Source organism: Sulfitobacter sp. AS59, from assembly GCF_038899995.1.
In the GTDB taxonomy this organism is placed as follows: domain Bacteria; phylum Pseudomonadota; class Alphaproteobacteria; order Rhodobacterales; family Rhodobacteraceae; genus Sulfitobacter.
In genome coordinates, this window is record NZ_JBBMQK010000001.1 from 405,370 (window position 1) to 429,006 (window position 23,637).

The 23,637-nt window shown below is 58.6% G+C and carries 20 protein-coding genes; 9 read left to right on the top strand and 11 right to left on the bottom strand.

The window, feature by feature from the left end:
- Positions 1-114: 114 nt before the first annotated feature.
- The 3 genes from gap (WNY39_RS02030) (at position 115) to gap (WNY39_RS02040) (ending at position 2,482) form a co-directional block, all read left to right on the top strand.
- Positions 115-1,116, top strand: coding sequence for a type I glyceraldehyde-3-phosphate dehydrogenase (gap, locus tag WNY39_RS02030; protein ID WP_342843628.1), 1,002 nt, complete (start codon positions 115-117; stop codon positions 1,114-1,116).
- Positions 1,117-1,212: 96 nt separating this feature from the next.
- Positions 1,213-1,356: a hypothetical protein gene (locus tag WNY39_RS02035; RefSeq protein WP_341234583.1), complete on the top strand. Its 144-nt coding sequence runs from the start codon at positions 1,213-1,215 to the stop codon at positions 1,354-1,356.
- Between the two features lie 124 nt (positions 1,357-1,480).
- Positions 1,481-2,482, top strand: a complete 1,002-nt coding sequence (gene gap, locus WNY39_RS02040; RefSeq protein WP_342843630.1) for a type I glyceraldehyde-3-phosphate dehydrogenase — start codon at positions 1,481-1,483, stop codon at positions 2,480-2,482.
- Between the two features lie 3 nt (positions 2,483-2,485).
- On the opposite strand, the gene coaD is transcribed toward gap (WNY39_RS02040), so the two are convergent.
- The 3 genes from coaD to WNY39_RS02055 all read right to left on the bottom strand — a co-directional run bounded on the left by coaD (position 2,486) and on the right by WNY39_RS02055 (position 4,478).
- Positions 2,486-2,983, bottom strand: coding sequence for a pantetheine-phosphate adenylyltransferase (gene coaD / locus WNY39_RS02045; RefSeq protein WP_093914799.1), 498 nt, complete (start codon positions 2,981-2,983; stop codon positions 2,486-2,488).
- A gap of 102 nt (positions 2,984-3,085) precedes the next feature.
- Positions 3,086-3,520, bottom strand: coding sequence for a CBS domain-containing protein (locus tag WNY39_RS02050; protein WP_342843632.1), 435 nt, complete (start codon positions 3,518-3,520; stop codon positions 3,086-3,088).
- A 61-nt stretch (positions 3,521-3,581) separates the two neighbouring features.
- Positions 3,582-4,478: a LysR family transcriptional regulator gene (locus tag WNY39_RS02055; RefSeq protein WP_341234586.1), complete on the bottom strand. Its 897-nt coding sequence runs from the start codon at positions 4,476-4,478 to the stop codon at positions 3,582-3,584.
- 187 nt (positions 4,479-4,665) lie between these two features.
- Between WNY39_RS02055 and WNY39_RS02060 the strand changes: the two genes are divergently transcribed.
- The 4 genes from WNY39_RS02060 to mmsB all read left to right on the top strand — a co-directional run bounded on the left by WNY39_RS02060 (position 4,666) and on the right by mmsB (position 9,331).
- On the top strand, positions 4,666-6,165 hold the full coding sequence (locus WNY39_RS02060) for a CoA-acylating methylmalonate-semialdehyde dehydrogenase (protein WP_342843635.1): 1,500 nt from the start codon (positions 4,666-4,668) through the stop codon (positions 6,163-6,165).
- A 108-nt stretch (positions 6,166-6,273) separates the two neighbouring features.
- The gene (locus WNY39_RS02065) at positions 6,274-7,416 is read left to right on the top strand and encodes an acyl-CoA dehydrogenase family protein (protein WP_342843637.1); all 1,143 of its coding nucleotides are present in this window, start codon (positions 6,274-6,276) and stop codon (positions 7,414-7,416) included.
- Complete coding sequence (locus WNY39_RS02070; RefSeq protein WP_342843639.1) at positions 7,413-8,456, top strand: enoyl-CoA hydratase/isomerase family protein; 1,044 nt, start codon at positions 7,413-7,415, stop codon at positions 8,454-8,456. The genes WNY39_RS02065 and WNY39_RS02070 overlap by 4 nt, the downstream gene beginning before the upstream one ends.
- Positions 8,457-8,458: 2 nt before the next feature.
- Positions 8,459-9,331 (top strand): 3-hydroxyisobutyrate dehydrogenase, encoded by an 873-nt coding sequence (gene mmsB / locus WNY39_RS02075; RefSeq protein WP_342844341.1) that lies wholly within the window; start codon positions 8,459-8,461, stop codon positions 9,329-9,331.
- Between the two features lie 78 nt (positions 9,332-9,409).
- On the opposite strand, the gene uvrA is transcribed toward mmsB, so the two are convergent.
- The 8 genes from uvrA to WNY39_RS02115 form a co-directional block, all read right to left on the bottom strand.
- Entirely contained in the window at positions 9,410-12,292 is a 2,883-nt protein-coding gene (uvrA, locus tag WNY39_RS02080; protein WP_342843641.1) for an excinuclease ABC subunit UvrA, read from the bottom strand.
- A gap of 70 nt (positions 12,293-12,362) precedes the next feature.
- Positions 12,363-13,526: an MFS transporter gene (locus tag WNY39_RS02085; RefSeq protein WP_342843643.1), complete on the bottom strand. Its 1,164-nt coding sequence runs from the start codon at positions 13,524-13,526 to the stop codon at positions 12,363-12,365.
- Positions 13,527-13,547: 21 nt separating this feature from the next.
- Entirely contained in the window at positions 13,548-14,111 is a 564-nt protein-coding gene (locus WNY39_RS02090; RefSeq protein WP_342843645.1) for a methyltransferase domain-containing protein, read from the bottom strand.
- Positions 14,112-14,170: 59 nt separating this feature from the next.
- Complete coding sequence (lpdA, locus tag WNY39_RS02095) at positions 14,171-15,565, bottom strand: dihydrolipoyl dehydrogenase (RefSeq protein WP_342843647.1); 1,395 nt, start codon at positions 15,563-15,565, stop codon at positions 14,171-14,173.
- 98 nt (positions 15,566-15,663) lie between these two features.
- Positions 15,664-16,242, bottom strand: a complete 579-nt coding sequence (locus WNY39_RS02100) for a DUF924 family protein (RefSeq protein WP_342843649.1) — start codon at positions 16,240-16,242, stop codon at positions 15,664-15,666.
- Positions 16,243-16,342: 100 nt separating this feature from the next.
- Complete coding sequence (locus WNY39_RS02105) at positions 16,343-17,602, bottom strand: MFS transporter (protein ID WP_341234595.1); 1,260 nt, start codon at positions 17,600-17,602, stop codon at positions 16,343-16,345.
- A 73-nt stretch (positions 17,603-17,675) separates the two neighbouring features.
- Positions 17,676-18,740 carry a tRNA preQ1(34) S-adenosylmethionine ribosyltransferase-isomerase QueA gene (gene queA, locus WNY39_RS02110; protein WP_342843652.1) on the bottom strand — a complete coding sequence of 355 codons (1,065 nt, stop codon included), beginning with the start codon at positions 18,738-18,740 and terminating at the stop codon, positions 17,676-17,678.
- A gap of 9 nt (positions 18,741-18,749) precedes the next feature.
- Positions 18,750-22,103 (bottom strand): DUF3971 domain-containing protein, encoded by a 3,354-nt coding sequence (locus WNY39_RS02115; protein ID WP_342843654.1) that lies wholly within the window; start codon positions 22,101-22,103, stop codon positions 18,750-18,752.
- A gap of 97 nt (positions 22,104-22,200) precedes the next feature.
- Between WNY39_RS02115 and WNY39_RS02120 the strand changes: the two genes are divergently transcribed.
- Positions 22,201-22,662, top strand: coding sequence for a peroxiredoxin (locus WNY39_RS02120; RefSeq protein WP_342843656.1), 462 nt, complete (start codon positions 22,201-22,203; stop codon positions 22,660-22,662).
- Complete coding sequence (locus WNY39_RS02125; protein WP_342843658.1) at positions 22,659-23,468, top strand: ferritin-like domain-containing protein; 810 nt, start codon at positions 22,659-22,661, stop codon at positions 23,466-23,468. Before WNY39_RS02120 ends, WNY39_RS02125 begins: the two co-directional genes overlap by 4 nt.
- Positions 23,469-23,637 lie beyond the last annotated feature (169 nt).

Here is a 23,637-nt window from a genome sequence, read left to right on the forward strand (position 1 = left end):
TAACATGCCAAGTTATCGCTAACATACGGAATTTACGTCATTTTCCGCTTTCCGTCCCGCGCGTGCTGCCATTATAGAGCGCCTAACGTCACCGCATTTTTCAAAGGACGCCCCATGACGATCAAAGTTGGTATTAACGGATTTGGCCGTATTGGCCGCTGCACCCTGTCACATATCGCCGCTTCTGGCCGCGATGACATCGAAGTGGTCCGCATCAATGCCACCGGCCCGCTTGAGACAGCGGCCCATCTGATCAAATACGATTCCGTCCACGGGCGCTTCCCGAACGAGGTCAAAGTCGGCAATGGCACGCTGGATCTGGGCCAAGGCCCGATCGAGGTCATGTCGACCTATGACATGAACGAGCTGAACTGGGATGGCTGCGATGTCGTTCTGGAATGCACCGGCAAATTCAACGACGGCACCAAGGCCAATGTTCACCTTGAGCGTGGCGCAAAGCGCGTGTTGCTGTCTGCACCGGGTAAAAACGTTGACCGCACAATCGTTTACGGTGTGAACGACCACGAATTGCAAGCGTCTGACACGATGATTTCCAACGGGTCCTGCACCACCAACTGTCTGGCCCCACTGGCCAAGGTTCTGCAAGAATCCTTTGGCATCGAATACGGCATCATGACCACGATCCACAGCTATACAGGCGACCAGCCCACGCTGGACCGCCGCCATGATGACCTGTACCGCGCCCGCGCCGCTGCCATGGCGTTGATCCCGACCTCGACCGGTGCAGCGGCTGCCTTGGGCGAAGTACTGCCCGCGCTGAAAGGCAAGCTGGACGGCACCGCCATGCGCGTGCCAACCCCCAATGTCAGCGCCGTTGACCTGACATTCCGTGCCTCGCGCAATGTCACCGTCGAAGAGGTTAACGCCGCCATGCGCGCCGCCGCCGAAGGCCCGATGAAGCGCGTGCTGGGCTATGACCCGGAAAAGAAAGTCTCCATCGACTTTAACCACACCGAGGAAAGCTCGATCTTTGCACCGGATCAAACCATGGTCGTCTCGGACCGGATGGTGCGCGTGCTGGCGTGGTACGATAACGAATGGGGCTTCTCTGTGCGTATGGCCGATGTTGCCGTCGCCATGGGCAAACTTGGCTAAGCCTTGCGGCACCGGCCCTGCCCTGTCATATCTGGGGTCCTGTTATAAACGGGGCCGCATGTATCTGGGCCGGGCACCGCGCAAGGAAGTTACGGAATGAACACCCCTATCGCCCTCGCTTTGGCAATTGTTCTGATTGGTGCGCTGGTTGTGGATGTGGCCTATTTCGGTACCGAAAACCTCATATTTTTAACTAAAAAGTTTATGGACCTGCTCGAGTGGGTCGCTTTCTGGCGCTGATCGGAAACATGCGGCCCTCATTTTCGGTGGTTTTCGCCAATCCTGTCCCTAATTGATGCCCCATCGGTTGACTTTTCGCCTTGGATCATCATGTTAGCGCTATCACATTCAGGAGGACGCCCCGATGGCAACCAAAATCGCAATCAATGGCTTTGGCCGCATTGGCCGCAACGTACTGCGCGCTTTGATGGAACAGGGTGGCGATGACCTTCAGGTGGTCGCGATCAATGATCTGGCCCCGCTTGAGACCAACGCCCATCTGTTCGAATTCGATTCCGTGCATGGCCGTTATGGCCGTCCGGTGACGCTGGGCGATGGCACGATGGACGTGGGCCAAGGCCCAATTCGCGTCACCGCCGAACGCGACCCCGCAGCATTGCCATGGGGCGATGTCGATATCGCGCTGGAATGCACAGGCATCTTTGTGACCCGCGACGGTGCTGCCAAGCATCTTGCGAACGGCTCCAAGCGGGTGCTGATCTCGGCCCCTGGCAAAGACGCCATGAAAACAATCGTCTACGGCGTGAACGAAGATATCATTACCGCCGATGACACGGTGATGAGCAACGCCTCCTGCACCACCAACTGCATGGCACCGCTGACCAAAACGCTGCACGACGCTTTCGGCATTGTGCACGGTCACATGACGACAATCCACGCGTTTACCGGCGATCAGCCAACCCATGACACGGCGCATAGCGATCTGTACCGCGCCCGCGCTGCATCCCTGTCGATGATCCCCACCACAACCGGTGCGGCCAAGACATTGGGCAAGGTTCTGCCAGAGCTTGACGGCATCATCGCCGGCACCGCGATCCGCGTCCCCACCCCCAATGTGTCTTGCGTTGATCTGGTGGTCGAGCTTTCCCGCAAGGTAACGGCTGAGGACGTAAACAACGTTCTACGCGCCGCGTCCGAAGGGCCGCTCAAAGGCATCATGGGTATGGTCGACAAGCCGCTTGTATCGATTGACCTGAACCACGACAGCCATTCCTGCGTCGTCGCCACCGATCAGACGTCGGTTCAAAACGGCACGCAACTGCGCGTGTTGGCGTGGTATGACAACGAATGGGGCTTCTCCAACCGCATGCTGGATACATCCCGCGTGATCGCGAAATTCCTTTAGGGGTTATGCGCCGGAAAAGCGTTTCTTAAGCTCGGCATTGACGGCGGGCGTCACAAATTTGCTGACGTCCCCGCCAAGCCGGGCAATTTCCTTGACCAGCTTGCTTGCAATCGCCTGATGTTCGGCTTCGGCCATCAGGAACACCGTTTCAATGCTGTCATCCAGCTTACGGTTCATGCCAACCATTTGATATTCATATTCAAAGTCAGCAACCGCACGCAAACCACGAATGATCATCTGCGCGCCCACATCACGGGCGCAATCAATCAGCAGATTTTCAAAGGGATGCACAACAATATTGGTGCCGGTTTCTTCTGACAGCGCCGCGCATTCCGAATTGATCAGCGCCACACGTTCTTCCAGCTCGAACAGCGGCCCCTTGTCGCGGTTGATGGCCACGCCGATCACCAATTTGTCGACCAATGTCGCAGCACGGCGAATAATATCAAGGTGGCCCAACGTGATCGGGTCAAAGGTGCCGGGATACAGGCCAACGCGCATAGGGTAATCCAGTTTTCTTGTGTCTTAAAATTTGCGGCAGGCAAACATTTACTTGCCTGGAACGCAACGGCCTATTTTGCACGTTGGCGCGCGACGTTGGGGCTAATGCCCCATGATCATCCCCTCAAGGGCATCTTTCTCCATCGACAACTCCATCAGGCGGGCCTTGACCACATCGCCCAGCGAAATCAATCCGACCAATGCACCGTCTTCTAGCACCGGCATGTGGCGGAACCGTCCCTCGGTCATTTTGTTCAGGATCGCGTCTGATGTCTCGTTTTTGGTGCAGGTCACCAGCTTGCGGGTCATCAGGCTCTCGACGGTCATGTTCAGACACGCGCCGCCCTGACGGCCCAACTCGCGCACGATATCACGCTCTGACAGGATGCCATCGGGGTTCTTGCCGTCGCTCGATATCACCAAGGTCCCGATCCGCTTTTCCGCCAGCATCTGCGCCGCATCGGCGATCAACATGCCCGGCTTGACCGTGGTCACACTGTCGTCGGCCTTGGTTTTCAGGATTTGAGATACAAGCATTCAGGAGCCCTCCGCAATAATATTGCTCTGAACCCTAGGTTCCCTTTAATGCTATTACCTGTCAAGTATTTGCCTCAAGTTTTAACACTTCTGTTCGAATACCCTGTGCGAGTTCATCTGCAAAGCGGCTCAACCGTTGATTGCGGCGATCATCCTCGTGCCGGATCAGGTAAAATGCCCGGCTCAGCGCCACCTGCGATGTCAAAACCCGCGTGACGCCGGGGGTGGCAGGCAGGCAGAAATCATGGACAATACCAACGCCCCCACCCTGCCGGATCATATTCACCTGCACGGAAACCGAATTTGATGCCAAAGGGACGCGAGTCATGCCCAATTCGGTCAGATAATCCAGCTCGCGGTCGAAAATCATATCCGGGATATAGCCGACCAAGCGATGCCCTTGCAGATCGTCAGTGCTCCGAATGGGGGCGCTGCTGTTCAGATAGGCCTCGGACGCCGCCAGATGCAGCTTATACTCAGTGACTTTTTGCACTACCAACCGCCCCGCCGTCGGCGCGCTGACGCCAATCGCCATATCTGCTTCGCGACGCGACAGGTTGAACACCCGCGGCAATGCGACGATCTGGATGTCCAGTTCGGGATTTGCCTCGATCAGCCGCGCACAGACCTGTGGCAACAGATAATTCGCACAGCCATCCGGCGCACCAATCCTGATTTGCCCCCGCAACCGATCCGACGGCTCCGCCACTTGGGCCGTGGCCACGCGCATCGCCTGCTCTGCCGCCTCAGCCCGTTCCAACAACTGCGCGCCCGCCTCGGTCAGCGCATAGCCCGTTGGCGATTTCACGAACAAAACCGCGCCCAACCCCTTTTCGACCCGCGCCATCCGCCGCCCCAAGGTCGCCGGATCAAGCCGCAAAATCTTGCCCGCCCCCGACAGGCTTTGCTCGCGCGCAACCGCCAGAAACAACCGCAGATCATCCCAATTCCCTAACACGCGCCACACCTCTCTTCATTTTGCCAAAAAAACTCCGGGGGAGTCCGCAGGACGGGGGCTGGCCCCCTACCCGCTGTGCAAACTGCACATATGTCTTGCAAAAATGCAAAACAGTTTTGACTTCATGCCCCTTTCACAATCATTTTTGCAAGCCTATCCTTCGCCCAAACTTAACCGGAGGATTCCCATGCAAGAGCTCACCCATTATCTGAACGGCGAACATGTCAAAGGCACATCGGGCCGTTTTGCCGATGTTTTCAACCCCGCCACCGGCGAAGTGCAGGCCAAATGCCCCCTCGCCAACGAGACCGAGATGGACCAGGCCGTGAAATACGCCATGGCCGCACAGCCTGCGTGGGCCGCCGTAAACCCACAACGCCGCGCGCGGGTGATGATGAAATTCGTCGACCTGCTGAACCGCGACATGGATAAACTGGCCGAGGCGCTTTCCCGCGAGCATGGTAAAACCCTTCCCGATGCGGCTGGCGACGTACAGCGCGGGCTTGAGGTCGTTGAATATTGCATCGGCGCGCCCGAACTGCTGAAGGGTGATTACACCGACAGCGCGGGCCCCGGCATCGATATGTATTCCATGCGCCAGCCCTTGGGTGTCTCCGCTGGCATCACGCCTTTCAACTTCCCCGCCATGATCCCAATGTGGATGTTCGCCCCAGCGATCGTCTGCGGCAACGCCTTCATCCTCAAACCGTCCGAGCGTGATCCCTCTGTGCCGCTGATGCTGGCCGAACTGCTGGAAGAAGCAGGCCTGCCTAAGGGCATCATCCAAGTCGTCAACGGCGACAAAGAAGCGGTCGACGCGATCCTGCACCACCCCGTCATTCAATCCGTGGGCTTTGTCGGCTCCACCCCGATCGCCGAATATATCTATGGTACGGGCTGCGCGAATGGTAAGCGCGTTCAATGCTTTGGCGGTGCCAAGAACCACATGATCATCATGCCTGATGCCGATCTGGACCAAGCAGCCGATGCGCTGATCGGTGCCGGTTACGGTGCGGCTGGCGAACGCTGCATGGCGATTTCCGTGGCCGTCCCTGTGGGCGATGAAACCGCTGATCGCTTGATCGAAAAGCTGGTCCCGCGCATCGAAAAGCTGAAAGTGGGCCCTTACACATCCGGCAAAGACGTGGATTACGGCCCCGTTGTTACCGGTGCTGCCAAGGCCAACATTGAACGGCTGGTGCAAACCGGGATCGACCAAGGGGCGACCTTGGTTGTCGATGGGCGCGACTTCAAACTGCAAGGCTATGAAGACGGTTTCTTTGTCGGCCCGCACCTGTTTGATAACGTGACAAAAGACATGGACATCTACAAGCACGAGATTTTCGGTCCCGTCCTGTCCACCGTGCGCGCCAAAACCTACGAAGAGGCGCTTGGCCTTGCCATGGATCACGAGATGGGCAACGGCACCGCGATCTTTACCCGCGACGGTGACGCCGCGCGTGACTTCGCAAACCGCGTGAACGTGGGCATGATCGGCATCAACGTGCCAATCCCTGTGCCGCTCGCCTATCACACCTTTGGCGGCTGGAAAAAATCGGTCTTTGGCGACCTTAACCAGCACGGGCCGGATGCGTTCAAATTCTACACACGCACCAAAACCGTGACCTCGCGCTGGCCGTCAGGCATCAAAGAAGGCGGCGAGTTCAACTTTAAACCGATGGAGTGATCCATGCGCTGCGGGGGTTAATCCCCCGCAGACCGCTTGCGCCTTCGGCGTATCTCTATACAATTAAACGAACGTTCAATTCGACCGATCTTGGGAGGGATCATCGCTATGGATTTCGCACTTTCCGAAGAACAATCTGCCATCTTCGACATGGCCTACGGCTTTGGCCAAGAACATATTGCCCCTTTCGCGCGGCAATGGGAAAAAGACGAAACCATCCCCAAGGAAATCTGGCCCAAGATCGCCGAGCTTGGCTTTGGCGGTTTGTATGTGTCTGAAGACGCGGGCGGATCCGGCCTGACGCGGCTTGACGCGACGCTGGTGTTCGAAGCACTCAGCATGGCCTGCCCGTCGGTTGCGGCATTCCTATCGATCCACAATATGTGCGCCAAGATGCTCGACAGTTTTGCCAGCGATGAATTGAAATCGCGGATCATGGACGATGTCTTGTCGATGAATACGGTGCTTAGCTATTGCCTGACCGAACCCGGATCAGGCTCCGACGCGGCCGCTCTCAAGACCAAATGCGACCGCACCAACGACGGCTACACCCTGAACGGGACCAAGGCGTTCATCTCGGGCGGCGGATATTCCGACGCCTATGTGGCCATGGTGCGCACCTCTGACGATGGGGCCGCGGGCGTGTCCACCGTCTATGTGGAGAGCGGCACCAAAGGCCTGTCCTTCGGCGGGCTAGAGGACAAGATGGGCTGGCGCAGCCAACCGACATCGCAAGTGCAATTCGATGATTGCACCATCCCTGCCGGCAATCTGGTGGGCGAAGAGGGCAAAGGTTTCAAATACGCCATGATGGGGCTGGATGGCGGACGTTTGAACATCGCCGCCTGTTCGCTGGGGGCTGCGCAAACCGCGCTGACCTCGACCCTGAATTACATGGGCGACCGCAAGGCATTTGGTAAATCCATCGACCAGTTCCAAGGGCTGCAATGGCGGCTCGCCGATATGGAGATCGAGCTGCAAGCCGCCCGCACCTTCCTGCGCCACGCCGCATGGAAGCTGGACAATGGCGCGCCCGACGCGACCAAGTTCTGCGCCATGGCCAAGAAATTCGTCACAGAAACGGGCAGCAAGGTCGTGGATCAATGCCTGCAACTGCACGGCGGCTATGGCTATCTGGCAGATTATGGCATCGAGAAACTGGTGCGCGATCTGCGGGTACACCAGATACTTGAGGGCACGAACGAGATTATGCGCGTGATTGTCGCCCGTGACATGCTGAAAAACAGATGAGCGATATTTCCATCCGCATTACGGGCCGCGCCGGACGGATCACCCTGACCCGCCCCCAAGCGCTGAACGCGTTAACCTATGAGATGTGTCTGGCCATCGAAGACGCATTCGATGCGTGGCGCGACAATGACGCCGTTGATCTGATCGTGCTGGATGCGGAGGGCGAACGCGCCTTTTGCTCCGGCGGAGATATTGCCGAGCTTTATGCCACTGGCACCAAAGGTGACTACGCCTATGGCCGCAAATTCTGGGCCGATGAATACCGGTTGAACGCCAAGATTTTCGCCTATCCCAAGCCGGTTGTATCCTTCCTGCAAGGCTTCACAATGGGCGGCGGCGTTGGCCTTGGCTGTCACGGATCGCACCGCATTGTGGGCGAAAACAGCCAGATCGCGATGCCCGAATGCGGGATCGGTCTGCTCCCTGATGTGGGCGGCACTTTGATGCTGGCGCTGGCACCGGGGCGCATGGGTGAATATCTGGGCACCACCGCCACCCGCATGGCCGCCGAAGACGCAATTTATGCAGGCTTTGCAGATAGCTACATTCCGCAGCTAAAGTGGAATGACGTAATTCTCGCGCTCGAAAATTCCGGCGATGTGGCGGCCATTGACGCCGCAAAAATCGCGCCGCCAGACTCGACTTTAGCCACGCGACAAGACCAGATAGACGAGCTGTTCGACGGTGAATCACTGAGCGATGTGCTGAACAATCTGCGCACCAAAGACAGCGATTTCGCGTCAGATACCTACAAGAAAATGTCCCGGATGAGCCCCCTTGCCATGGCCAGCACGATTGAGGCGATCCACCGTCTGCGCGGCCCTTCATTGACCATCGAAAAGGCGCTGGACCTTGAATACCGGTTCACCTTTCGCGCGATGGAGCATGGCGATTTTCTGGAAGGCATTCGCGCGGCGATCATCGACAAAGACCGCAATCCCAGCTGGAAATATGCCGATATGAATGTCCCCCTTGCGGCGGTCGCAACGATGTTGAAACCCTTGGGCCAAGACGCCCTGACACTGGAGAAAACGACATGAGCATGAAGATTGGTTTCATTGGGCTTGGCAATATGGGTGCGCCGATGGCGTCCAATCTAGCCAAGGCCGAGCATCAGGTTACGGGTTTTGACGTCGCGGGCACCACTGCCGAGGGCGTTGCCGTCGCAACCGATCTTGAGGGTGCCGTCAAGGACATGGACGTCGTGATCACCATGCTGCCGAACGGGTCAATCCTGCGCCAAGTCGCGGCGCAAGCCATTCCCCACATGAGCAAGGGCGCGCTGTTTATTGACTGCTCCACCGTGGATGTCGAAAGCGCCAAGAACACCTCAGAAGCTGCTGAAGATGCAGGGATTTTAGCCGTTGACGCCCCGGTATCGGGGGGTATCGGCGGGGCCGCTGGCGGAACGCTGACATTCATGGCTGGTGGGTCAGAGCCAGCATTTGCTAAGGCGAAACCGCTGTTCGACATCATGGGTCAAAAGGCCGTGCATTGCGGCGATGCAGGAGCGGGCCAAGCCGCGAAAATCTGTAACAACATGATCCTTGGCGTAACCATGATCGCCACCTGCGAAGCCTTTGCGCTGGCCGATAAACTGGGCCTCGACCGTCAGAAAATGTTCGACGTGGTCAGCACCTCTTCGGGCTATAGCTGGTCGATGAATGCCTATTGCCCTGCCCCCGGTGTTGGCCCCACCTCGCCCGCCGACAACGGCTATGCGCCCGGATTTGCGGCTGAATTGATGCTCAAGGATTTGGGGCTATCGCAACAGGCGGCCGAGATGGCCAATGCTGACACGCCCATGGGCGAATTGGCCCGTACGCTGTATGCGCAATTTGTCGAGGATGAAGACGGCATGGGCAAAGATTTTTCGGCCATGCTGCCCCGGTTTGAACAACGCAATCGCGGCTGAGTTTCCGGGGGCGAAGGCCGGGGGTTTCACACCCCCGGACCCCCGTGGAGTTTACTTGGCAAAATGAACGATGCAGAGCTATTCAGCGGCGACCTTACGCGGTGACAACATCGGCTTGAGGTAATGGCCCGTGTGGCTTTCCGCGACCTCGGCGACCTGTTCGGGTGTGCCTGTGGCCACCACACGCCCGCCGCCATCGCCGCCCTCGGGGCCGATATCGATGATGTGATCTGCGGTTTTGACCACATCGAGGTTATGTTCGATCACAATGACTGAATTGCCCTGATCGACCAATTCATGCAGCACTTCCAACAGCTTGCGCACGTCTTCGAAATGCAAGCCTGTGGTAGGTTCGTCCAGAATATACAGCGTGCGCCCGGTGGAGCGTTTGCTGAGTTCCTTGGACAGCTTCACGCGCTGCGCCTCGCCACCGGATAGGGTCGTTGCCTGCTGGCCGACTTTGATATAGCCAAGGCCGACGCGCATCAGAGCGTCCATTTTCTCGCGAATGCTGGGCACGGCGGCAAAGAATGTTTGCGCGTCTTCGACGGTCATATCCAGCACGTCGGCGATGGATTTGCCCTTGAATTTAACCTCAAGGGTTTCGCGGTTATACCGCTTGCCCTTGCAGGTTTCGCATTCGACGTAGACGTCGGGCAAAAAGTGCATTTCGATCTTGATCACGCCGTCGCCCTGACAGGCCTCGCAACGGCCGCCCTTGACGTTAAAGCTGAACCGCCCCGGCTTGTATCCGCGCGCTTTGGCTTCGGGCAGACCGGCGAACCAATCACGGATCGGGGTAAAGGCACCCGTGTAGGTCGCAGGGTTCGACCGGGGTGTGCGCCCGATGGGGCGCTGGTCGATATCGATCACCTTGTCCAGATGTTCGAGGCCCTTGATCGTCTCGCAGGGGGCCGGGGTTTGCCGCGCACCGTTCAGGTTCATCGACGCGGTTTTGAACAGGGTTTCAATGGTCAGGGTCGATTTGCCGCCGCCGGACACGCCGGTGACGCAGACGAACTGCCCCAAGGGGAAATCGACGGTGACGTTTTGCAGGTTGTTACCCGTCGCTTTGACGACCTTGATCTTTTTCTTGTTCCCTTTGCGCCGCTTGGCGGGCACGGAAATCTCGCGCTTGCCGGTCAGATATTGGCCGGTCAGCGAGTTGGGGTCGTTGGCGACATGTTCGGGCGTGCCGTGGCTGACCACCTGCCCGCCATGCACACCCGCACCCGGACCGATGTCGAAGACATAGTCGGCCTCGCGGATCGCTTCTTCGTCATGTTCGACGACGATCACGGTGTTGCCTTGGTCGCGCAGGTTTTTCAGCGTCTGCAACAGACGGTCATTGTCGCGCTGGTGCAACCCGATCGAAGGTTCATCGAGAACATAAAGAACCCCCGTCAGCCCCGACCCGATTTGCGAGGCCAGACGGATGCGTTGGCTTTCGCCACCACTTAACGTACCACTTGAACGTGCCAGTGTAAGGTATTCTAATCCAACGTTATTTAGAAATCCAAGACGCTCGCGAATTTCCTTGAGAATGGCGCGGGCGATCTCGTTCTTTTGCTTGGTCAGCTGGTCGGGTACGGCATTACACCAATCGAACGCCTCGCGGATCGACATCTGCACAACCTCGCCTGCGTGCAGGCGCTCTTCGGGTTTGCCATCGACCGGACCGATCTTGACGGCCAAGGCTTCGGGGCGCAGGCGGTAGCCGCCGCAGGTGCCGCACGGGCGGTTGTTCTGGTAGCGTTCGAATTCTTCGCGGATCCAGTTGCTGTCGGTCTCGCGATAGCGGCGTTCCATGTTCGGGATAACGCCCTCGAACACGCGGCTGACCTCATAAACGCGGCCACCCTCGTCATAGCGGAACTTGATCTCTTCCTTGCCGGAGCCGCGTAAAAACACCTGCTGCACATTTTCGGGCAGGTCTTTCCACTTGGTGCTTTTGTTAAAATTGTAATGCTTGGCGATGGCTTCGATGGTCTGCAAGAAATAGGGCGACTTGCCCTTGCGCCACGGGGCCAAAGCGCCGTCATAAATCTTGAGGTTTTGATCGGGCACAACAAGGCGTTCGTCAAAGAACAGTTCCTTGCCCAGACCGTCGCAGGACGGGCAGGCACCGAACGGGGCGTTGAACGAGAACAGGCGCGGCTCAATCTCGGGGATGGTGAAACCGCTCACGGGACAGGCGAATTTCTCGCTAAAGGTAAAGCGTTCAGGCTCACCTTCGGCGGGGGCGGTTTCGATGATCGCGATGCCATCGGCCAGATCAAGCGCGGTGCGCAAGCTGTCGGCCAGCCGCGTCTCAAGCCCCTCGCGGACCACGATCCGGTCAACGACAACGTCAATGTCATGGCGGAATTTCTTGTCCAGCGTCGGCGGCTCGTCCAGCTCGTAAAACTCGCCGTTAACCTTAACGCGTTGGAAACCCTGTTTGCGCAGCTCTAGGAATTCTTTGCGATATTCACCTTTGCGGTCGCGCACGATGGGGGCCAGCAGAAAGGCGCGGGTCCCCTCCTCCATCGTCATGATCCGGTCGACCATGTCTTGGACCTGCTGCGCTTCGATGGGTTTGCCGGTGGCGGGGCTGTAGGGCGTGCCGACGCGGGCGAACAGCAAGCGCATGTAGTCGTAAATCTCGGTCACGGTACCCACGGTCGAACGGGGGTTTTTCGACGTGGTTTTTTGTTCAATCGAGATCGCCGGGGACAGGCCGCTGATGTGATCCACATCAGGTTTCTGCATCATATCAAGGAATTGCCGGGCATATGCGCTTAGGCTTTCGACATAGCGGCGCTGGCCTTCGGCATAGATCGTGTCAAAGGCGAGCGAGGATTTACCCGAGCCAGACAGGCCCGTGATCACCACCAGCTGATCGCGTGGAATATCCACGTCGATGTTTTTCAGATTGTGTTCGCGCGCGCCGCGGACTTCGATGTTTTTCAGCTCAGCCATATCAGACCCCCATTACCAATTGGTACATAGGCGGACAGCACCGGTTTTCCAATAAAAAAATGAGAACGTATCAGGAACGTGACCCGCGATTGCGCAGATGCCCCAAAATCAGATGCACGCCAAGCCCCATAAGGCAGGCGACCCCGGCGACAACCGGCATTCCCGCATAGCCAAAGCCCAACAGAACGGCGGCAACAACCGGCGTGCCAAGCGTGTTGCCAAGGTTGCCCATCTGCGCCATCGCCCCGTTCGATTTCGCTTGGGTCGCGGCGTCTTCGTTCAGCTGTGGCACGGCGGCAAAACTGGCCCCCTGGATCAATCCCAAACCGGCGGCAAGGGCCAGACAGGCCAAGGGTGCACCCGGGACGGCCCACAGCCACAGCAGGCATAGCGCAGACCCGGCAAAGCCCAGCTCCACCACTTGCACCGCTTGCAGATGGCGCATCAACCAAACGCCCACCGTCATGGACACGGCGATGCTGACCAGTGGCATCGCCGCAAGGATCATGTTGCGCAATTCCGGGGCCAGATAGGGGGGCAAAACCGTGAGGATCGAGACAAAGCAGAAGGTATAAAACAGCCACCCCGCCGCAGGGGCGCTGATGCGCGGCGAGCGGTAGATGGAACCGTGATCACGTATAATCTGGCGCAGGTTCAGCACCGGCTGCGGCCCCTCGGGCGGAAGCCGTTTGAGCCGCGCGGATAAAAACATCGCGAAACCAGCCATATAGACCGCATGCGCGACGAATAGTGCCGAAATACCCCAACTGTCGACCAAGGGACGGCCCAGCAGCGACAAAATCGCAAAGGCCACACCAAAGAACGTCCCCCACAGCGATAGGGTCAGCCCGCGGTACTTGGGTGCGCTCAGCTGCGCGATCAATGTCGGGGCCGCAACGACGATGGCCAGATGTGACGCCCCTTCGATCACTCGGCTGGCCAGAAACAGCGGCAAGCTGGGCAAAAGCGCCTGAAACGCCGACATGGCAGCCCCGACCCAAAGCGCGCCGATCAATGCCCGCCGGTACCGCACCCGCGCCACGACCAGCCCGGCCACCACGCCAAAGATAATGCCGACCAGCCCGACCAAGGACACGGCAAAGCCCAGCATGGCCCCTGCCCCCGGATAGACCGCAGGCAGCGCATCGAACACCACGCTGACCTTGCCATATTGCGCGGCAGAGCCGAGACCCGCGCCCCAAAGCGCGAAGATCAAAGGAAAAGGGGTTTTCATAACTGGAACACTCGTGTGATTTTAAGTTTTTCGGGCCAAGGCCCATGCACAGATTGGCATGTCGGGGTCATTGCTGATGTCGTCGGTGGCCTTGTCATATTCGGGGGGCCATTTTTCTTCCATGTTGCGCAGGGCTGCGTGGCGGTTGCCCCATTGGCTCGATTGCACTTCGTCCTCGTCAAACCCGCATTCGACCAGCAGGTTTTTCAACCCGCGTGCCGACCAACGTGAGTTGTCCATCGGGGCCGCGTGAAACGGGACGAAAAACGGCACAGCAACCCAGAAATGCCCGCCCTTTTTCAACATCCGGCGGATATTCTTGGTGGCGGCATAAGGGCGATCCAGATGCTCCCACACTTGGTTGGCAAGGATCAGATCAAATTTGCGTGGGCGGTCCAGCTGTTTGTCCATGACCGGCCCGGCGCAGATATCATATTCAGGGTATCGGAATTGTTCATAGGATTTGAAATCGAACATCTCGCCCCATTTCCCAGAAATCTCTGCAACATCAAGCTGCTGCGGGATGAGGTTCTGGATCATCCGACGAGAAGCCGGGCCCATGACGACGCGATTAAGACTAACCATAGCCAATCTATGGCAGCGCCGCGCCACCCCGTCCAGAACGGAATGGCGCGGGGCGTTTTTTACATGTGGATGACTTGGCCGTAAGCGTCGAGCACGGCCTCGTGCATCATTTCCGACAGCGTCGGATGCGGGAAGACGGTGTTCATCAGGTCTTCCTCGGTGGTTTCCAGCTGACGGCCGATCACGTACCCTTGGATCAGTTCGGTCACTTCGGCACCGACCATATGCGCGCCCAGCAATTCACCGGTTTTCGCGTCGAACACGGTTTTGATCATCCCCTCGGGTTCGCCAAGCGCGATTGCCTTGCCATTGCCGATAAAGGGGAAGCGCCCGACTTTGACATCGAAACCCAGCTCTTTGGCCTTGGCCTCGGTATAGCCGACAGATGCGATTTGCGGGTGGCAATAAGTGCAGCCCGCGATGGATTCAGGCTTGACCGGATGCGCGTGTTTGCCCGTGATCAGCTCGGCCACCATGACGCCTTCGTGCGACGCCTTATGTGCCAGCCACGGGGCACCCGCGATATCGCCAATAGCATAGAGCCCATCAACGCCTGTGCGGCAATATTCGTCGGTCACCACATGGGTCCGGTCGATTTTCACGCCCATATCCTCAAGGCCCAGATCTTCGACATTGCCGACGATGCCCACGGCGGAAATCACCGTATCAAACTCGTGTTTCTCGACCTTACCACCCGTTTCGATATGGGCGGTGACCTTGTCAGCGGCGCGGTCCAGCTGTTTCACAACAGCCTTTTGCATGATCTTCATGCCCTGCTTTTCAAACTGCTTTTTGGCGAATTTGCTGATCTCTTCATCCTCGACCGGCAGAATGCGATCCATCACTTCGACCACGGTCGTTTCTGCGCCCAAGGTGTTGTAGAAACTGGCGAATTCGATGCCGATTGCACCCGATCCGATGACCAGCAGCTTTTTCGGCATGTGGGGCGGGTCCAGCGCGTCTTTGTACATCCAGACACGTTTTCCGTCGGCCTCAAGCCCCGGCAGGTTGCGCGCTCGGGCACCGGTGGCCACCACGATATTTTTGGCGCTCAGGTCTTCGCTGCCCTTGTCGGTTTTCACCGACACTTTGCCCTTACCGGCAAGTTTCGCCGTGCCCATGAACACGGTGACCTTGTTCTTTTTCATCAGATGGCCGATGCCGCCCGACAATTGCCCGGCAACCTTGCGCGACCGTTTGACAACAGCATCCAGATCATAGCCGATATTATCCGCTTTCAGGCCGAATTCCTTGGCCCGGTGCATTAGGTGAAACACCTCGGAGGACCGCAGCAGCGCCTTGGTCGGGATGCAGCCCCAGTTCAGGCAGATGCCCCCCAGATGTTCACGCTCAATAATCGCCACGGACAGCCCCAGCTGCGCGCCACGTATCGCGGCGACATAGCCGCCCGGCCCGGCACCGATCACGATCAGATCAAAGGATTTTTCAGCCATAGGGAAACCTCGCAGCATGGGAGAATAAATATAGTTTAACGGTAAACTATATAATTCCCCTCAGCAACCGCGAGATTACTTCAAACGATGCAGATGTCTTAGGCCGCTTCATCCTGCAAGGCGCGCATGGTGCTGCCATAGCCGCCATCCTCGATATAGGACTTTTCATGGGCCGTGCTATGCCTGTCCAGCGCCTCGTTGCGATAGGGGAAGCGGCCAAAATCACGGATCACCTGACGGTGTGCGCGGGCGTGCAGCATATTGCTGGTACTGGCGGGCATGCGCTCGCAAATCAGTCGCACGCAGCGGTCTTGGTCCATCAGGTTTTCCGAATGCATCAGCGGCAGATAAAAGAACTGCCGCGCGGGCGGATCAATGCGCATATCCCAACCTTTGTGGATCGACGACTTTGCCGCGGCCAGCGCAATCCGGTCCGACGAGAACGCACGCCCCTGCCCGCGGAACATGTTGCGGGGGAACTGATCGGTCAGGATGATATAGGCCAAGGCCCCGGTCGGATAGGTCAGCCAAAGCGAGAACTTGCCCTCGCAGGCGGCCTCCCACGTGGTTAGAAAGCGGTCGCGGATTTCCTGATCAAAAGCATCATCAACCGCGTACCATTTTTCCTCTCCGGCATCATCAAGCCAGAATTTCAGTATTTCCTCGGGGCCAATCACATCGTGTTCCTTTGCCTACCCAATACACAAATATAGCTAACGACGAATATGAAAGCTTTGGAACTCAAGTTTTGTAACAAAAGCGTCACAAAACCCACGCTTAAGCGGCATTTTCCTCGGCTTGTTCATTTTCGACGGCGTATTCATGGGCAACTTCGACTGCCAAGGCCGCCGTTGCTGCCGAAAACGGGACGTACTGGCTGGTCACATCTGTCGCGATCGACGGGCGCACCGTGGCACGGTAGAAGGCATAGACGGCCAGCGCGGCGAACAGCACCGCAGTGAACAGGTAAAAGCCCCCTGGCCCAAGCGCCGTGCCCATCATCCAACCCGTGATGATCGGACCCATGATTGCCCCTAACCCGTTGATAAATATCATACCACCCGACGCTGCGGCCATGTCTTCGAGGTCAAGAAAATCGTTGGTATGGGCGATCAGCAGCGAATAAAGCGGGTTCGACATGCCCCCCACGATAAACGCAGAGAGCAGCAAAATCGGGAACTGGTGGCCCATCATCATGCCCAGAATCGAGCCGACAAAACCGATGGCCGCTGTGATCACGATCAACAGGCGGCGGTCCATCCGGTCGGACATCCAACCGATGGGATATTGCAGCAGCATGGAGCCGACAAAAAACACCGCCACAAAGATCGAAATTTGCGCGACGCTTAGCCCCGCCTCGGCCCCGTAAACCGATGCCATGCCGAATTGCGCCGAAAAGACCCCGCCCAGCAAAAACATGCCGACGCAGCCCAAGGGGGATGCCGTCATCAGGCTGCTCAGGCTCATGGGTTTGGTGGTGTCAAAGGCCGGCGTGGGGCTGACCGCCAGCAAAATCGGCGTGACCGCAAGGCTGACAAGCACGGATGGAATAACGAACAAGACAAAGCCCGACGGATCAGCCGTCAGCAGCAAGGCTTGCGCGATCACGATGCCTGCGGTTTGCACGATCATATAAAGCGACAGCGCCTGCCCGCGGTTTTCATTGGTGGCCGCGTTGTTCAGCCAGCTTTCTGCGGTGACATAGACCACCGAAAAGCAGAACCCGATCAACACCCGGCCCAGCGACCAGACCGCAATATTGGGAAAAGTCGGGTACAGGATCATCACAGCGGAAATCAGCGATGCAACGGCGGCAAAAACCCGCACATGGCCGACACGCCGGATCATGCCGGGGGCCATGCGCGACCCGCCCAAGAAACCCGCAAAATAGGCCGACATAACAATCGACATTTGGAAGGTCGAAAAATTCTCGATGCCGCCGCGAATACCCAGCAAGGTGCCTTGCATGCCGTTGCCGATCATCAGCAAGCACATACCCAACAAAAGCGCCCATACGCTGGTGAAAACCTTAAGCATCAGTCGAATCCTATTGCAAACCTCGCCCCTCCCTGACGGGGTTCGGCGTATAAGTCATCCCTTTGAACGACACTCAGGCGGTTTTTTGCGCCCTTGGCAAAAGCAGGGACGCATCACCGTAGGAAAAGAACCGATAATTTGATTCTATCGCATGGGTATAGAGGGTTTTTATCGCCTCTTGGCCCATCAGCGCGGCCACCAGCATCATCAAGGTCGATTTGGGCAGGTGGAAATTCGTCATCAGCGCGTCGGCCACGTTGAAGGTGAACCCCGGCGTGATGAAAATATCGGTGTCGCCTTCCCACGGCTGAATTTCGCCGCTGCGTCCGGCGGTTTCGATCAGGCGCAGTGCCGTGGTGCCAACGGGGATAATGCGCCCGCCAGCGGCCTTGGTCGCCGCGATCTCGGACGCGGCTTGGGCGCTGACCTGCCCCCATTCGCTGTGCATCTTATGGTCGGATATGTCATCGACCTTGACCGGTAGAAACGTGCCTGCCCCGACATGCAGGGTGACATGGGTGAACTCCACCCCCATCCGCGCCAGTTGTGCCAACAACGCCTCGTCAAAATGCAGCGATGCGGTGGGGGCGGCGACGGCCCCTTTGTTGCGGGCGAAAACCGTCTGGTAGTCGGTCATGTCTTGGGCATCAGCGGGGCGCTTGGCGGCAATATAGGGCGGCAATGGCATAGCCCCCGCCGCATTCAACGCACGGTCAAAATCATCGCCTGCGCAATTAAACCGCAGATGTCCCTGACCGTCTTCCACCGCTTCAAGCGTGGCGCGCAGATCATCGCTGAACACGACCTCTTCGCCGATCTTCAGCTTTTTCAACGGTTTGATCAGCGCGGCCCATGTGCCATTGGCACGCGGTTCCAGCAACGTGACCTCGATCCGGGCCTGTACCGGCCCTTGGGCGCTGTCGCGGTGCCGCTGACCGCTTAGGCGCGCGGGAATAACGCGGGTGTCGTTCAGTACCAGCCTGTCGCCCGCGCGCAGCCAGTCGGGCAGATCGCTTACCTTTTTGTCGTGCAGCACAGGGCCATCTGCCACCAGCAGACGCGCCGACGTACGCGGCACCGCAGGACGGGTGGCGATCAGCCGATCGGGCAGGTCAAAATCAAAATCACTTAGTTTCATGGCTGCCGCTTACCGCCCATAATCCGGTGTCACAACCGGTTTTTGCGGTGCTGCAGGCGCGGGGGTTCCAGCCTCCCCCTCAACCGGGGGCAAGGTTGGGGCGGGTGCGCGCAGGATATCACGAAAGAACCCCGGTGCCAGCGCGGACAGCGGGTTCACCGACACGTCGGGGTTCTCCGCAGTGCCCCCCAGACTGTAGTTAAAGCCCAGCAACCCTTCGCCCTTGCGGGTCAGGAAACTGCCCAGACCGTTCAGCAAATAGACCGGAGAGATCACCCCCTGCAGCGCCATGCGCCCCGTATCGGTGGCAAACACCCCGTCCATCGAGATACCTAATGACGCGCCCGTCGCGCTGGCCTCGGACAGGGTCACGCGGTTCGGGGTCATGCGAAAATTAGCCTCGACCGTGTCGAAATAGATGCCATCGCCGTTCAGCTCGTTCACCAGACCGACCACAGACACCGCGTTCACCAGTGCTGCAATCGCGGGCGCGTCTTGGATCGTGACATCGGTAATCTGGGCGCGCCCGTCAAAGGCACCGCCGGTGCCCACAGGCATCAACGTCAGCGTCAGGTTTCCGCCGCGCACCTGTTTCAACATATTCGCAGACCGCAACACTCCGCCCGCATCCGCCGACACCAGCTGGATCGCGCTGCGGCCGCTTTGGGGGGCGACGCGACCGGACACCGGCGTGCCGCCGTTCAGATTGGCCTCGAACCGGCCATCAAGGCCCCATGCCATGTCGAACTGGCCCCGCATATTGGTCAGGGCGATCTTGTCGGTGACCTGAAGCCGGTCCAGCTGCAGCAGCATGGGCGGGCCTTTGACACCGCTGGGTTTTGAGCTGCCAAATTCGGCGTTGCGCAGATCAAGACGGCCCCCGCGCACCACGACCTGCACAGGCTTGCCCGCGCCCTGCCCCAGCAGATCGACAGGAATATCCAGCCAGTTCCCAACCGTCAGCGTGTCAAACCGGGCGCGATCCAGCCCACCGGTGGTGGCAAGTTTCACCGACCCTTTGGCCGTCAGCCCCGCGACCTTCGCCTCGATCAGATCAATTTGCGGCACGGTTCCCAGCTTGCCCGACAGCTCAAGCGATCCTTTGGTCGCTGCGGGTTTTGTCCAGCCCAATTGCGGCACGTTCAAACGCACCCCTTGCAGATCAGAGGTAAGTGCGAAGGACGGCACACGTCCCGTAGGTAAGTCCAACGCAAACCACGCGCGCCCGCTGCCCGATACGCTGCCCGGCGGCAGTTGAATGTTGAACTGGTCGAGGGTGTTCTGGCTTAGCTCGATATCGGCCCGCACCTCGCTCGGGACATTCGCAACCCCAAGCGGTTTGGACCAACCGCCGTCAAAACCCACGCCGTCAACATCGCCCTGCCCCTTGATCGTGATATTCGCATTGGAGGCTACCACCGACAGCCGATCCGCCGACAGCCTGTGATCCTTGACCAATATATCGCTTTGCACGTCCCGCAGATCACCGCTGATGTCAAAAATCGTCAGCTTGGGGTCCGACCCTTTTTTGATCGGAAAGGATAATGTCCCCGATAGGTCTGCCGTGCCCTGCGCCAACGCTACAGGCAGGTTTGCCTTGTCCATCGCCATCAGCGGCGGCAGGTTCAGCAGGGCCAGTACCGCCTCGATCGAGGCGCTGCTGTTCAGTCTGACGATCCCCGGCGGGGTATCCTTGATCGTGACGTCGGGCATGATAAAGGACGAGCTGCGGATCATCACATCGCCCCCTTGGGGGGCGGTGATCTGGCCCGTATCCACAGACGCAACAAAGCGGTTTTTCAACAGGCTGGCATGGCCGCTTGCGTGCTTAAGATGCGGCATGCTGCGCAAAAACCGCGCCTCGGCGTCATTGAAATCAAACGCAAGATAGGTGTGCGGCGGCGCGTCGGGCGCAAGGCGAAACGCAACATCCACATCCGTGAGCGTGCCCGCATAGACGTTTTCCGCCACCCATTTGCGGGTTTTGGGTTTGACGTTCTCGGGCCACAGCTCAAGCACCCGTTCGGGCAAAATCTCGTTCAGCCCCGCATCAAGAGCGACGCGCCACCCGTCCGGGCCAGCATCCAGTTCGCCGCTGACATTCAACGTCGTATCGGCGTCATGAATATCCATCCGGCCCACGGTCACGCTGAACGGGCTCAGCTTGATCTGCACATCCAGATCGGCCCCTTCGATGCTGATGGGTTGCGCGTAAACATCTGCGGGGTTTGCCACCAGATCACGCATGCGGATTTGCGCCGTCAAATCGCTCAGCTTGCCGTTCTCTAGCCCGCCGATTGTGGCGTCGCCTTCGATCCTGCCTGACACCCACTGGCTTGAGACTGCAAGTTCATCAAACTGAAGCAACTGCTGATCGGGGTGATAGCTGAAATAGCTGCGCACGCCGTCAAAGGGGATCGGCTTGGCGCTGGCATTGGGCTGCACAACGCCAGCGCCGATCTGCAACGATGCGTTTAGCGGCTCAAAGCTGCCGTCCTCGTCTATGCTGCTGCGCACGGACCCAGATATCGGGGCGCGCAGAACCTTGAGCCACGCAAAGGCCGGGCTTTGCACCGCAATATCGCCTGCATCAACTCCATCAAATGTCACGCCGAACTGGGCGGCGGTGTCGCCCAAGGTGCTGGTATAATTCGCGGCCAATGTGGCCACGCTGGCCCCGCCCCCCAAGACAGCCAAATCGGCAGAAATGCGCAAGGTGTCGTCGTCACGGTTCAGGCGCAAACGCCCGCCATCTGCGGTCCAGACCCGCTCGGACTGTAGATCAGTGTACCGCAGGGTCAGCGCACGCACATCAACCGACCGCAACCGCGAAAGCCCCGGCCGTTGCAACAACGCGTCCAACTGCCCGATCAGTTGCGGCATGGTGGCCGCGCGGCGCTCTGCCGGGGCGAGCGCGGTGCTGGCGCGCAACGCGACCCGCCCATCAGGATCACGCCGCAAATCAGCGACAATGCCCGACAGCGCCAGATCACGCAGTTGGATACGCCCCTGCAACAGACTGCGGGCCGAGAAACTGGCGCGAACTTCGCGGAAAGCGGCGAGTTCAGCGCCCTGCGGGGTCAGGATTGACACGTCTTGCAAGCGGATACGCGGCCGCCAGCCCTCGTCGACGATCAACACCATCTCGCCAAACTCGACCTTTGCGGTCGGCACGTCCTGCGCCATGCGGGCTTCGATCCGCGCTTCGATCCATTGGGGCACCACGATGGGGCTGCGGATCAGATACAGCGCTGTGCCTGCCACCGCTGCCACGCATAGCACAATGAACAGCAACGACCATTTGGTCGCCTGCCACAGACGTTTTGATTTTTTAACCGGGGTGCCGGCGGTTTCGTCTGACATGATCGTCCGTTTTAAAGGCGCTAGGGCTTTAAGTTCCGCCGCGCTGTTCTACTATGCCACTCTAAGATAACGCTTCCAATACAATAGAAAGTGCCCCATGCCAGAAATTTCCCAACCGGCCCCCGATTTTACAGCCCCCGTGACCGGCGGCGGCAGCGTGACCCTGTCAGACCTGCGTGGCAAACCCGTTGTTTTGTATTTCTACCCCCGCGACGACACGCCCGGCTGCACGAAAGAGGCCATCAGCTTTTCCGAGCATCTGCAAGCGTTCAAGGATGCGGGGGCCGAGGTATACGGCGTGTCGCGTGACACCATGGCCAAGCACGACAAATTCACCGCAAAGCACGAATTGACCGTGCCGTTGCTGGCCGATGATGACGGCACCCTGACCGAAAGCTATGACGTGTGGGGCGAGAAAAACATGTATGGCAAGAAATCCATGGGCATTGAGCGCGCCACCTATCTAATTGATGCGCAAGGCAATATTGCGCGGATCTGGCGCAAGGTAAAAGTCCCCGGCCATGTCGAAGAAGTGCTGGAAGCGGTGCAAGCGCTATGATGCCGCTGGCACAGATGGCCGAAGCGGTACTGCGCACCGCAGATGGCCGCGAGAAGACCAAGCTCTCGCACGGGTTCGCTGCCGAATGGCGCGCCGCCCGTGAGGCTGGCGAAACACCCGAAATCGGGTCAGCCAACCCGCCGATGCAACCCGCGCGGCCGGAAAAGCCGGAACTGCTGTCGCCCCGTGATGTGCCGCATCGCAAGCCCGGATCGCCCGAGGGGCGTATCGCCTTACTGCATGCCGTGGCCCATATCGAGCTGAACGCCGTGGACCTGCATTGGGACATCATCGCGCGGTTCACCGACATTAAAATGCCCATCGGGTTTTATGATGACTGGGTAAAAGCGGCGGATGAGGAATCCAAGCATTTCAATCTGATGTGTGATTGCCTTGAGGCATTGGGCAGCCATTACGGTGCCCTGCCCGCCCATGCCGGCATGTGGCGCGCGGCCGAGGATACAGCGGATGATTTCATGGGCCGTCTGGCGGTTGTACCCATGGTGCTTGAGGCACGCGGGTTGGATGTGACGCCCAACATGATCAAGATTTTCAAACAGGCCAAAGCCACCCAAGCCGTTGAAGCGCTTGAGACAATCTATGCCGAAGAGGTCGCGCATGTGGCCTATGGGTCGAAATGGTTCCACTTTCTGTGCGGCCGTCACGAGATGGACCCAAAGGATGCATTTCACGGTTTGGTGCGCAAATATTTCCACGGCGTGCTCAAGCCGCCCTTTAACGAAGAGAAACGTGCCGATGCCGGGATTCCGCCAGATTTCTACTGGCCGCTGACCGAAACTGCGTGAGGCACCCTTAATAACCCCTTGAATAGGCGGATTTTTGCCAACGCTTTTGGTAAACCATTCAAAAACCGCCCATTCAGGGGCAACAGGCTTGCCCGACCGGATGCCCTTGGCTAAGCACATCGAGTGCAAACGGTGCCGTCATCCCATGACAAGAGCGCCGACGCATAAC

Coding starts and splice junctions, on each gene's coding strand:
- gap (WP_342843628.1), top strand. CDS start 115: ATGACGATCAAAGTTGGTATTAACGGATTTGGCCGTATTGGCCGCTGC.
- WNY39_RS02035 (WP_341234583.1), top strand. CDS start 1,213: ATGAACACCCCTATCGCCCTCGCTTTGGCAATTGTTCTGATTGGTGCG.
- gap (WP_342843630.1), top strand. CDS start 1,481: ATGGCAACCAAAATCGCAATCAATGGCTTTGGCCGCATTGGCCGCAAC.
- coaD (WP_093914799.1), bottom strand. CDS start 2,983: ATGCGCGTTGGCCTGTATCCCGGCACCTTTGACCCGATCACGTTGGGC.
- WNY39_RS02050 (WP_342843632.1), bottom strand. CDS start 3,520: ATGCTTGTATCTCAAATCCTGAAAACCAAGGCCGACGACAGTGTGACC.
- WNY39_RS02060 (WP_342843635.1), top strand. CDS start 4,666: ATGCAAGAGCTCACCCATTATCTGAACGGCGAACATGTCAAAGGCACA.
- WNY39_RS02065 (WP_342843637.1), top strand. CDS start 6,274: ATGGATTTCGCACTTTCCGAAGAACAATCTGCCATCTTCGACATGGCC.
- WNY39_RS02070 (WP_342843639.1), top strand. CDS start 7,413: ATGAGCGATATTTCCATCCGCATTACGGGCCGCGCCGGACGGATCACC.
- mmsB (WP_342844341.1), top strand. CDS start 8,459: ATGAAGATTGGTTTCATTGGGCTTGGCAATATGGGTGCGCCGATGGCG.
- uvrA (WP_342843641.1), bottom strand. CDS start 12,292: ATGGCTGAGCTGAAAAACATCGAAGTCCGCGGCGCGCGCGAACACAAT.
- WNY39_RS02085 (WP_342843643.1), bottom strand. CDS start 13,526: ATGAAAACCCCTTTTCCTTTGATCTTCGCGCTTTGGGGCGCGGGTCTC.
- WNY39_RS02090 (WP_342843645.1), bottom strand. CDS start 14,111: ATGGTTAGTCTTAATCGCGTCGTCATGGGCCCGGCTTCTCGTCGGATG.
- lpdA (WP_342843647.1), bottom strand. CDS start 15,565: ATGGCTGAAAAATCCTTTGATCTGATCGTGATCGGTGCCGGGCCGGGC.
- WNY39_RS02105 (WP_341234595.1), bottom strand. CDS start 17,602: ATGCTTAAGGTTTTCACCAGCGTATGGGCGCTTTTGTTGGGTATGTGC.
- queA (WP_342843652.1), bottom strand. CDS start 18,740: ATGAAACTAAGTGATTTTGATTTTGACCTGCCCGATCGGCTGATCGCC.
- WNY39_RS02115 (WP_342843654.1), bottom strand. CDS start 22,103: ATGTCAGACGAAACCGCCGGCACCCCGGTTAAAAAATCAAAACGTCTG.
- WNY39_RS02120 (WP_342843656.1), top strand. CDS start 22,201: ATGCCAGAAATTTCCCAACCGGCCCCCGATTTTACAGCCCCCGTGACC.
- WNY39_RS02125 (WP_342843658.1), top strand. CDS start 22,659: ATGATGCCGCTGGCACAGATGGCCGAAGCGGTACTGCGCACCGCAGAT.